This is a genomic window from Marinagarivorans sp., assembly GCF_982758155.1.
Window position 1 is genome coordinate 1 of the sequence record NZ_CEXWTU010000177.1, and the last position, 10654, is coordinate 10654.

Below are 10654 nucleotides of genomic sequence, written 5' to 3' on the forward strand. Positions count from 1 at the left end.
GCTGAGAAAACAGGCGCCCTCGTCTAATTGGACAAACTATTATTGCCTCGCCCCTTATTTCATGCGCGCCCCTTAGAGGCTTTTAGCCTTTGATGTTTTCGTTGTGCAGCCCACATTCTTTTTTGGTTGCGTCTTCCCACCACCAGCGTCCTTCTCTTTCGTGCTGGTTGGGACCAACAGGTTTGGTGCAGGGCTGGCAGCCAATCGAGATAAACCCTTGGTCGTGCAAGGCGTTGTAGGGGACCTCTAAGGCGCGTATATGCATCCAAACGTCTTCCGAGGACCAGTTCGCCAGTGGGTTGTATTTGGTCAGCTCCCGGCCGGGCCCTGCGAACATAGCGTCGCTTTGAATGATAGGGATGCCCGTTCTAGTGCCGGGGCTTTGATCTTTGCGCTGGCCGGTGATCCAAGCGTCTACGGTTGCGAGCTTTCGCTTTAGGGGTTCAATCTTTCTAATGCCGCAGCATTCCTGGTGGTTGTCTTGGTAAAAGCTGAATAAGCCTTTTTCTTTCACCAATGATTGCACTGCCTCGGCTTGTGGAAACATCAGTTCAATATCAATATTGTAGTGGTTGCGCACCCGGTCTATAAAACTATAGGTTTCTGGGTGTAAACGTCCTGTGTCTAAGGTGAATACGTTGATGTCTGGCCGAATCTTACTGGCGATATCAACAAGAACGACATCCTCGGCACCACTAAAAGAAATGGCAATGTTGTCGTGGGTCTCAAGCGCGTATTTTAATATCTCGCGAGGGCTTTGCTTTTGCAGTGTGGCGTCTAAGTCTATCGCTATCATGGGGTGTGCTCATCGAAAACAAGGTTACGGGTGTTGTAAGGGGGCGCGAAGGATTTGAAATGCCGCGCACTATAACGGCGCCGATCATATCAAAAACTACCGCTCATCCCCAAATTCAACAACTTTGCCAGAGTTCTCGCGCAATTACAGTTTTGGGCTATTCTTGGATTATGGCCGCACAGGCTTTCACAGCGATTATCGCTATTATTAGAATTGGTCTTAAAGGTGGATTTCCCCATGTCAATTAACTCTTCAGTTTCCGGTGATGGAAAAACATTAATGATTGAAGTGGATGGTCGTTTTGATGCCAGCTCACTGGATGAATTTCGTAGTTGTTATGAGGGCGGAAGTGGTCTAGAAGGTTACGAGGTGAATTTACGTAAAGCCGAATATTTGGATAGCTCGGCTTTAGGCATGCTGTTGGTGCTACGAGATTTTGCCGGCGGCGATCGCGCAACGATTACAATTTCCAATTGCTCTCCTGAAGTGAAAAAAATATTTTCGATATCAAGCTTCGAGAAACTTTTTAGCATCCAGTAGGCTGTGGTTTGCCAATAAATTTGCCATAGTCTGATGGCTTGAATTATAAGGGCGACTGCAGGGGAGCAGGTTAAAATGAGCGACAAAAATCATGTCGTGCCAGAAAAGCGCGTGAAAATACTAGTCGCTGAGGATTCCGCCGTAGATCGGATGATCCTTGAGTCTATGCTAAGGAAGGGGGGCTACCACGTTATTATGGCGGAGGATGGTGTTCAAGCCGTCGCCATGTTTGAACAGCACAATCCAGATCTTGTATTTCTTGATGTCTTAATGCCAAATTTAAACGGCATTGAGGCCGCCCGAAAAATAAGGGAAATGTCTGGCGATGTTTTTACTCCGATCGTTTTTCTTACCTCGCTGGCCGATGCCAAATCGCTCGCCACTTGTTTAGAGGCTGGTGGCGATGATTTCCTGTCTAAGCCTTATAATGCGATTATTATTGAGGCTAAAATTAAAGCATTTTACCGCATGCGTGAAATGACTCAGACAATGATTCGGCAGCGTGATCAAATCGAATTAAATAATACCCATTTAATGCAAGAGCAAGAGGTGGCTAAGCAAGTTTTTGACAAGATCACCTTTGCCGGCACCTTAGATTTACCCATTATTAAATACTATATGTCGGCACTGGCCGTGTTTAATGGCGATGTTATTCTTGCAGATTTAAGTCCTACAGGTAGTTTGCTGCTTTTGCTGGGTGACTTTACGGGGCACGGCCTACCAGCAGCCATTGGTTCTATGCCATTGGCTTCTATTTTTCACGGCATGGCGAGAAAAGGTTTCAGTATTGGCGATATTATTCGTGAGGTTAACGGAAAGCTTTACCATACTTTACCTGTAGGCCTCTTTTGTTGTGCGACCGCGGTTGACTTAAGCTTTCATAAAAAACGCGCGCTAATTTGGTCGGGTGGTTTACCCGAGGGTGGAATTTATCGCGCTGACACCAAGCAATTTGATGTGATTCGATCAACTAATTTACCATTAGGTGTACTCTCTAATCGTGAATTTAATCACGTGCCAGCACGCTATGAAATGGCAGAAAAGGATCAACTCTTTTTATGGTCCGACGGTATTATTGAGGCGCGCCAACCGGATGGTGATATGTTTGGTGAAGAGCGTTTAAATGAAATATTATATGCCGGCAGCCCGGTTGAGACTATTTTTGATACCGTATTGGCGCGGGTGCAAAAGCATATTGGCGATAGTGACGGTGATGACGATGTCTCCATTGTTGCGCTGGAAATGCCAAATGAAGAAATCGCCGAAAAGGTTCTTAAAAGTGCACCAAAATCACGGGGCAGCTTAGCCGACTGGGCGATGACGTTAAAGTTAAACACCTCTTCTCTCAAGACTTTTGATCCGTTACCACTTTTGTTGAATGTCATTTCTGAGGTGCCGCACCTTCGGCAAAGTAGCTCGGTACTGTATACGGTGCTGTCTGAGCTGTTTAATAATGCCGTAGAGCATGGTGTTTTAGGCTTATCTTCCCAAATGAAGTCGTCTCCAGAGGGCTTTGCGAACTATTACAAGTCGCGAAAAGAAGGCTTGGATCAATTGAAAGAGGGCTGGGTAACGATTGATTTTGAGCATACGCTGGAGGTTGATGGTGGTCTCCTAACGATTCGCTTTACGGATAGCGGCAAGGGATTTGTTAAGGAGGAGGAGGTAACAAAAACTGAAGAGGGTGACCTTCATCCCAATTATTTCGGCCGCGGATTACAGCTTATTGACTCAATCTGCGAGCGGTTAACAATTAATGTGCCTGGGAATCGCATAGAAGCTGTTTTCCGTTGGAGCACTGATGATTAGGGGGTTCTATGTCGTCTGTAAGTCTAGAAGTATTGGCTGAGCTAAAAGATTTGTTGGATGAGGGTTTTTGTGTCTTGGTGGAAACGTTCATTGTCGATGGGCAATCTCGCATTGACAAGATACAAGAAGCTTTGTTGGTAGGTAATGCGGTTGTCGTGTATGAAGAATCTCATGGGCTTAAAGGTAGCAGCCGAAATGTGGGGGCCAATACACTAGCCGACTATTGTGGCAAGTTAGAGTCTATGGGGCATGCGCAAAACCTTGCCGGTGCAGAGCCAATATTGTCCGCTACGGTTGAAGAGTTTGCCGTTGTCTCTAAAGCGTTACAAGATTTTTCTGCCGCTTAATTGACGCTGGATTTTTTCCTTTCCTATATTCTTGGCTAGTGCCAAGAAACTGACTTTAATCAAGAGGAATAAGTGAATTGTTTCCGCTGAATAGCCACTTTAATCGGCAAAAAAAGTAAGCGTGCCTCAGGGGATCAGCTACTCTCGCTCAAATTATTATCTATTCCTGGTTTAGTCCTTTTTTGGCGTAGTTTCTGCATTCGCAATTGATCAATGAAAGACTTTTGTGTAGGACTGAATGATGACAAATAATACCTCTGCTTTAGCAATACTCGATAAACCTGTTGTGAATAGTGCCCCTAAAAAACCATTGCACAGTAATAGCCATGCCGCTGCGAATAAGCCTGATGGTAGTCGCGATGCGAATGTGCCAAAAGAACATCAAGATGTAACGCCGAAAGATTTTAAAGAAACAATGGCTGGTGCGTCACAAGAAAAAGGGGGGGCGCCATCGTCACGCTTGGCTCACAAGGCAGCAGAAGCTTCAGAGAAGAATGCTGTAAGCGTCGCCAATAGCATTGATAGCTTTGATAACATCATTACTGATACTGCCGATGTTTTGATGGGCGCAACAATACTTCCTAGCGTGGCTGTGACACCGTTAGAGGTGAATCATTTTGGTGTGACTATGGGAGGGGCAGTGTTGGACGGTGAGCCGGGCGAGGGCACGATAAAGCCGGATGCTCCTGATTTTAATACTGCTCCGAGTGCTGAGACGGCTTTACCAATAGTAGTGAATACGGACGTGGCGCTACAAAAGGCCGCAATACCAGAGCTGGCAAGTGCGCCGCTGGTTTCTGCGCTTAAAGGTCAGGGCGAACCGGTTTTGAATGCCAGAATAAAGGTTTCTCAAGAGGCTGCGTTGCCCTCGAGTACTTTGGCCGAAGGCGATACTGCTGTTACCACATCCACATTTGTGACAAAAAAACCATCGTCAGCAACCGTCATTCCTGTAACGAATGGCCAGCTTACACAAGCCATTTCTGATAAATTCACAGCACAAAATTCTCAGGGTTTAACGGCCAAGGTGAGCCCCAGAGAGACAATGATCGGAGAGAAAAGCTTTGCGCATCAAATCAGTGGTGCGGTTAAGGAGGAGCAAGAATCAAAGCCTTCTTTTTCGGTCAATGACCTCAGCTTAAAAACCTCAACCCCTTCGGTTGATCGTGTTTTTGTCTCTGCCAATATTCGTTTTGGGCAGCCTGCGTGGGCGGGTCAAATCGCAGAGCGCTCAGCCAATTTGGCGTCACAAAATATTAAACAAGCTGAAATACAGCTCAACCCTCAGGATATGGGGCCGATTAATATTAAAATATCGATTGCTAATGAGCAGGCAACGGTAACCTTTGCGGCGCAAAATGCAGCGGTAAGAGAGGCATTGGATACGACCATGCAGCGTTTGAAGGAGGCCTTTAACGAAGAAGGCTTAGAGCTAGTGCAGGCTGATGTTACCGATCAGCAAAGCTCAAATAACGGAGACCCTGAAGGTGAATCTGGAAGTGACGGGGTGAGCGACGGTCCTGATAACAGCATTACAGATAAGCATGTTGCCCATATTCCTCAGTCTGCGATCGATCATTTTGTTTAACCTATTATTGTAAAATATTTAAAACCCGATCTTCATAAAGGCTGCATTTAATGCAGCCTTTTTATTGTCTATACAATAATTATCCAATCTAAGTTTGGCATGACGCCATGCTGGCACTTGTTTTGCTCCTTTCTTAATTAAGCGATAAACACCTTAAAAATGACGAGTTTTTGACATGGCAGATGAGGATGAAGCAGGAACGGAAGCGCCGGCAGGCGGCGGTAAAAAGAAGTTAATTCTTCTTGTATTACTCGCATTGTTGTTGGTCGGTGGATCTGTAGGTGGAACTATTTTTGCGTTACAAATGATGTCGCCTCCACCGGAGGCGGCCCCAGTTACTGAGGCCGTAGTTGAGGAAGTTAAAAAAGCCGCTATTTACTATCCGATTAAACCCGCGATCATTGTAAATTTTGGTTACAAGGGGCGACAGCGTTATGCACAAGTTGACGTGACCTTATTGATTCGTGATGAAAGTGTCATAGCCGCCATAGAGCTGCATTCCCCTTTAATTGCGAATGCATTAGTCCTAACTATTGGTGGGCAAATGTATAACGAGTTGCAAACGGCAGAAGGTAAAGAGCTGCTCAGGCAGCAATGCCTGCAAGAAATACAAAAGATTTTAGAAAAAGAAACTGGCAAGCCAGGTGTTGAACAGGTCCTATTCACCAACTTTGTAATGCAATAAGGCTAAAGGCATGCAGGATTTATTATCACAAGACGAGATCGATGCCTTACTCCATGGCGTAGATGATGGCGATGTTGATACGGAGGACGAAGGTGATCCTCTTGCGGTCAGTAATTATGACTTAACCAGTCAGGACCGTATCGTTCGTGGGCGAATGCCCACACTGGAAATGATTAACGAGCGTTTTGCGCGCTACACCCGAATTAGCATGTTTAATCTCTTGCGTCGTACTGCTGATGTATCTGTGGGTGGGATACAGATTCAAAAATTCGGCGAATATGTGCATACGCTTTATGTGCCAACAAGTTTAAACATGATTAAATTTCGTCCTTTGCGGGGCACTGCTTTAGTTATTCTTGACGCTAAACTTGTTTTTAAGTTGGTGGATAATTTTTTTGGTGGCGATGGCCGTCATGCAAAAATTGAAGGTCGAGAATTTACACCCACAGAATTACGCGTTGTTCAAATGGTGTTGGAGCAGGCTTTTATCGATTTAAAAGAAGCTTGGCGTGCGGTTAAAGAAATTGACTTTGAGTACATTAATTCAGAGGTTAATCCTTCAATGGCGAACATTGTTAGCCCGAGTGAAGTGGTTGTTGTGAGTACTTTTCATGTAGAGCTGGACGGTGGCGGTGGCGAGCTTCACATTACAATGCCATATTCCATGGTTGAGCCCATTCGCGAAATATTGGATGCCGGCCTGCAGTCTGATACCGATGAACGTGACGACCGCTGGATTAATGCTTTACGTGAAGATGTGATGGATGCTGAAGTTGTCTTGGAGTGTGATATCGCCCGACGCGAAATTAGTTTACGCGATATTGTGGAGTTGCGCCCAGGGGATGTTATCCCAATTAATTTACCTGAAATGCAAGTGCTGACCGCGAATGGTGTGCCCATGTTTAGAACGTCATTGGGGCAGCGAGGAGAGCATCTTGCATTGAAAGTCTGTGATCAAATTGACCGCACCGGTCTTAATCAGCAGCGCGAGCCCGTAGGAGAGACCGATGAGTGATGACGAAAATGTTGATCAGGACAGCATGGCGGATGAATGGGCTGCTGCTATGGAAGAGCAAGTCGAAGAGGAGTCGACGCAAGCCGTTGACCTTGAGGAGTTTGATGATCCTGCTGCTAGCGGTGCTGCGCCAATAACAAGTGTGGATGGGAGGCCTGACTTAGATGTCATTCTTGATATTCCTGTCAGTATTTCCATGGAGGTTGGCAGGACGGCAATCACCATTCGTAATTTATTGCAGCTTAATCAGGGGTCTGTGATTGAGCTGGATCGCTTGGCAGGCGAGCCGCTGGATGTGCTGGTTAATGGAACTTTGATCGCACATGGAGAAGTGGTGGTGGTTAATGAAAAATTTGGTATTCGGATGACCGATGTTATTAGTCCTTCTGAGCGCATTAAAAAATTGAGGTAGCACCGATGAAAGTGTTGATCGTTTTTATGGTGATGTTGGTTTGGAGTCCGCTGTGTGTTTCGCAGGCTGCTCCGGTCATCGCAACTGAGCAAGCGCATATTTTAATTGATCCCTTAATTGAAACCACGTTACTTAATCACTCCGTTGATGATAAGGCGACTGAACCCGCGGCGTTTAAACTGGGTGTTCAAGATAACGATAGCGGCACGTTAAGCTCTTCTGGAATTAGCCCTTCGCGTTCCATCGTAAAGGTTATTGGTGCTTTGGGTGTTGTGTTACTGATAATTTTTGCAGTAGCAAATATTGCAAAGCGAACGGGTTTTACGACGATAAATCGAGGTAAAAAAATGGTTCTTCGTGAAACTTTATCGGTGGGAGCAAAAGAGCGTTTAGTGGTTGTAGATTTTGCAGGTGAAAGCTTGTTGATTGGTGTCGCGAGTGGAAAGGTGAACCTTGTAAAATCGGTGCCTTTGCTTGGGTTTGATAGCAGTGAATTGCCGGCACCACATTTAGGGGCTAAAACTGCAATGGATTTTCAGAATAAGCTTAACGAATTTCTATTGAAGGGACAAAAGTGATATTGCCTGCCAATATGAGCGCCAGTTTCCGCTTCTTGTGTAAGCAGCCGCATTTAATACTGGGCCTTATTTTAGTTGTTGCGTGTTATTGGGCCATTGAAAGTGCGGAGGCGCAAACCCCTGATGCTAGTGGGCCAACAACCCAAGCACAGCGTATAGAAGAGGTTAGCGGTTTGAATTCTCCTGCAGCGCCTTTGGGTTTTGCGCCGGTTCCCGCTATGCCTATTCTCACCGTGAGTGGGGCCCCTAACGGGCAAAAAGATTACAGCGTTACGCTGCAAGTTTTGTTGTTAATGACGGCTTTGTCGTTTATTCCTGCCATGTTAATGACGATGACCTCTTTTACACGAATTATCATTGTGTTTTCCATTTTGCGACAGGCGTTAGGGCTGCAACAATCACCGTCGAACCAAATTCTTATTGGTTTATCGCTTTTTTTAACATTTTTTATTATGAGCCCGGTCTTGGATAAGGTTTATAACGATGCGTATTTACCTTATGCCCATGAGCAGATTGATGCTCGCGAGGCTATAGCGCGCGCACAGGATCCCATGCGTGCCTTTATGATTGCGCAAACACGGGAATCAGATTTGGGGTTATTCTTTCGGATTTCAAAGCGCGAGCCGGTAGCCAATACCGATGAAATTCCGTTTTCAATATTAATGCCTGCCTTTATTACCTCTGAATTAAAAACGGCGTTTCAAATTGGCTTTATCATTTTCATCCCTTTTTTGGTTATCGATATTGTTGTTGCCAGTATTTTGATGGCTATGGGTATGATGATGTTGTCGCCGCTTATTATATCGCTGCCCTTTAAAATAATGCTATTCGTGCTTGTGGATGGTTGGGCGTTAATTATTGGGACTTTGGCTGCAAGTTTTGGTGTTTAGGGGCGTGCACTGAGTAAGTTGCTGGAATTTGGGTTTGTGGGAGTACGCTTGACGAGGCGAAAATTTGGCGTAATAGCCGGCTATTGCAAATATTTTTAACGAAGGCAAGCGTGCACCCAGGAATTAAAAAGCGGGAATTTATTTAATGCACACCCCTTAGCTCTCGGAGGTTTATATGACGCCACAGGTTGTTTTAGATTTGTTAGCGGATGCATTTTTTCTGACGGTGATCATTGTTGTGGTTATTGTTGGGCCAAGTCTTGCGGTAGGTCTAGTCGTGAGTGTTTTTCAGGCAGCCACTCAAATCAATGAGCAAACCTTAAGCTTTTTACCGCGCCTAGTGATGACACTGACTACGATTATGATGACTGGTCCATGGCTTCTAGGGCGTTTGATGGATCTATTTAATCGTTTGATTTATAACATTCCCTATATGATTGGGTAATATGGAATTTACATTCACAGAAATTGACGCTCTTTTTCAGATGTACTTAATGCCTTTCTTTAGGATTGGAGCGCTATTTCTGACGATGCCTGTTATTGGTACTCGTGTGGTTCCGGCTCGAACGCGAATAATTATTGCCGCCGTAATAACATTTATTGTTACTCCACTTATTCCTCCCCAGGATGCTCCCCCGATGTTATCACTATTTATGTTAGGCACTATTGGTGCTGAACTGTTGATTGGCGGCGCGGTCGGTTTTGTATTTCAAGTTGTTTTTCAATGCTTTGTGTTGTCAGGGCAGCTGATCGCCATGAAAATTGGGTTGGGCTTTGCGTCAATGAACGATCCTGTTAATGGTGTTCAAACGACAGTTGTTTCACAATTCTATTTGGTTGCCGCGACACTACTGTTTATTGCCTTTGATGGTCATTTGGTTTTGTTAGAGTTAGTTATTGAAAGTTTTTACAGTGTGCAGTTCGGGGATTATAGTGCAGTTGAATTTTATGCAATTGCCGGGTTAGGTTCTTGGTTATTCACTTCTGCGCTACTTATGAGTATTTCGTTGTTAACGGCATTACTTCTTGTGAATGTCGCTTTCGGTATTATGAGCCGAGCTGCACCGCAGTTGAATATTTTTGCGGTTGGATTCCCGTTTACGCTAACGCTCGGTATGATTTTAATCTATATCGGTCTTGATGGTATGTTGGAGTATTTTCAGCGTATTGCGGGTGACGGATTTATGTTTGTTCGCAATATGGTGAATTAATGTCTGGTGATGACAGTTCGCAGGAAAAGACAGAAGACCCCACGTCCAAGAAGCTCGAAAAGGCACGAGAAGATGGTAATGTCCCCCGTTCTAAAGAGCTGACTACCAGTGCGCTGTTAATACTGGGCACTATAGCTTTGATGGTTACTGGGCCGTCCATAAGTGATGCAATTATGGAAATCATGCGCGAGTGTTTTGGCGCATCGAGGTTGACACTTTTTGATACTCAGAAATTGATGGGAATATTCTCTTCTGCTATTTATGATGCGTTTTATTCTCTTCTCCCTTTTTTTGGTGTCGTTATCTTCGCATGTATTGCTGGGCCCACGGCCCTGGGTGGCTTCTTGTGGAGTAATAAAGCGTTAGCGCCCAAGATGAATAGAATGGACCCATTGGCCGGTCTAAAGCGCATGTTTTCGGCTAAATCTTTAGTGGAACTTATTAAGTCGATCGCCAAAGTACTTGTCGTTATGATTTCGGCATTCTTTATGCTTAGTTATATTGCGGATGATATTTTAGGTCTGGTCAATATGCCTGTAGGGGAGGCCATTCATCAGGCCGCATATTTGAGTGCGATAACGACATTGGTTGTTTCTGCTTCTACATTACTTGTTGCGGCTATCGATATCCCTTTTCAAATATACGAACATACAAAAAAGCTTAAAATGTCGATGCAGGATATTAAAGATGAAATGAAAGACAGCGAAGGCAAACCCGAGGTTAAAGGGCGTATTCGTCAACTACAGCATGAAATGTCACAAAAAAGAATGATGGCCGATGTTC

13 protein-coding genes are annotated in these 10654 nt (G+C 44.9%); 12 read left to right on the forward strand and 1 reads right to left on the reverse strand.

Annotation, left to right across the window (positions count from 1 at the left end; genetic code table 11):
• Positions 1-82: 82 nt before the first annotated feature.
• Positions 83-796 carry a phosphoadenylyl-sulfate reductase gene (locus AC3A8L_RS15915; RefSeq protein WP_487963258.1) on the reverse strand — a complete coding sequence of 238 codons (714 nt, stop codon included), beginning with the start codon at positions 794-796 and terminating at the stop codon, positions 83-85.
• A gap of 237 nt (positions 797-1033) precedes the next feature.
• Between AC3A8L_RS15915 and AC3A8L_RS15920 the strand changes: the two genes are divergently transcribed.
• The 12 genes from AC3A8L_RS15920 to flhB all read left to right on the forward strand — a co-directional run.
• Entirely contained in the window at positions 1034-1336 is a 303-nt protein-coding gene (locus AC3A8L_RS15920) for an STAS domain-containing protein (protein WP_487963259.1), read from the forward strand.
• Between the two features lie 75 nt (positions 1337-1411).
• Positions 1412-3145 (forward strand): ATP-binding SpoIIE family protein phosphatase, encoded by a 1734-nt coding sequence (locus AC3A8L_RS15925; RefSeq protein WP_487963260.1) that lies wholly within the window; start codon positions 1412-1414, stop codon positions 3143-3145.
• A gap of 8 nt (positions 3146-3153) precedes the next feature.
• Positions 3154-3492 carry an Hpt domain-containing protein gene (locus AC3A8L_RS15930; protein WP_487963261.1) on the forward strand — a complete coding sequence of 113 codons (339 nt, stop codon included), beginning with the start codon at positions 3154-3156 and terminating at the stop codon, positions 3490-3492.
• A 238-nt stretch (positions 3493-3730) separates the two neighbouring features.
• On the forward strand, positions 3731-5080 hold the full coding sequence (locus AC3A8L_RS15935) for a flagellar hook-length control protein FliK (RefSeq protein WP_487963262.1): 1350 nt from the start codon (positions 3731-3733) through the stop codon (positions 5078-5080).
• 175 nt (positions 5081-5255) lie between these two features.
• Positions 5256-5765: a flagellar basal body-associated FliL family protein gene (locus AC3A8L_RS15940; protein WP_487963263.1), complete on the forward strand. Its 510-nt coding sequence runs from the start codon at positions 5256-5258 to the stop codon at positions 5763-5765.
• A 10-nt stretch (positions 5766-5775) separates the two neighbouring features.
• A complete protein-coding gene (gene fliM, locus AC3A8L_RS15945; protein ID WP_487963264.1) occupies positions 5776-6780 on the forward strand; it encodes a flagellar motor switch protein FliM in 1005 nt (334 codons plus the stop codon).
• Positions 6773-7192 (forward strand): flagellar motor switch protein FliN, encoded by a 420-nt coding sequence (fliN, locus tag AC3A8L_RS15950; RefSeq protein WP_487963265.1) that lies wholly within the window; start codon positions 6773-6775, stop codon positions 7190-7192. The genes fliM and fliN overlap by 8 nt, the downstream gene beginning before the upstream one ends.
• A 5-nt stretch (positions 7193-7197) precedes the next feature.
• Positions 7198-7770: a FliO/MopB family protein gene (locus AC3A8L_RS15955; protein WP_487963266.1), complete on the forward strand. Its 573-nt coding sequence runs from the start codon at positions 7198-7200 to the stop codon at positions 7768-7770.
• A 14-nt stretch (positions 7771-7784) separates the two neighbouring features.
• Positions 7785-8660: a flagellar type III secretion system pore protein FliP gene (fliP, locus tag AC3A8L_RS15960; RefSeq protein WP_487963267.1), complete on the forward strand. Its 876-nt coding sequence runs from the start codon at positions 7785-7787 to the stop codon at positions 8658-8660.
• Positions 8661-8835: 175 nt separating this feature from the next.
• Positions 8836-9105: a flagellar biosynthesis protein FliQ gene (fliQ, locus tag AC3A8L_RS15965; RefSeq protein ID WP_487963268.1), complete on the forward strand. Its 270-nt coding sequence runs from the start codon at positions 8836-8838 to the stop codon at positions 9103-9105.
• A 1-nt stretch (position 9106) separates the two neighbouring features.
• Complete coding sequence (fliR, locus tag AC3A8L_RS15970) at positions 9107-9871, forward strand: flagellar biosynthetic protein FliR (protein WP_487963269.1); 765 nt, start codon at positions 9107-9109, stop codon at positions 9869-9871.
• On the forward strand, positions 9871-10654 hold a 784-nt coding region (flhB, locus tag AC3A8L_RS15975), incomplete at its 3' end, for a flagellar type III secretion system protein FlhB (RefSeq protein WP_487963270.1). The genes fliR and flhB, both read left to right, overlap by 1 nt.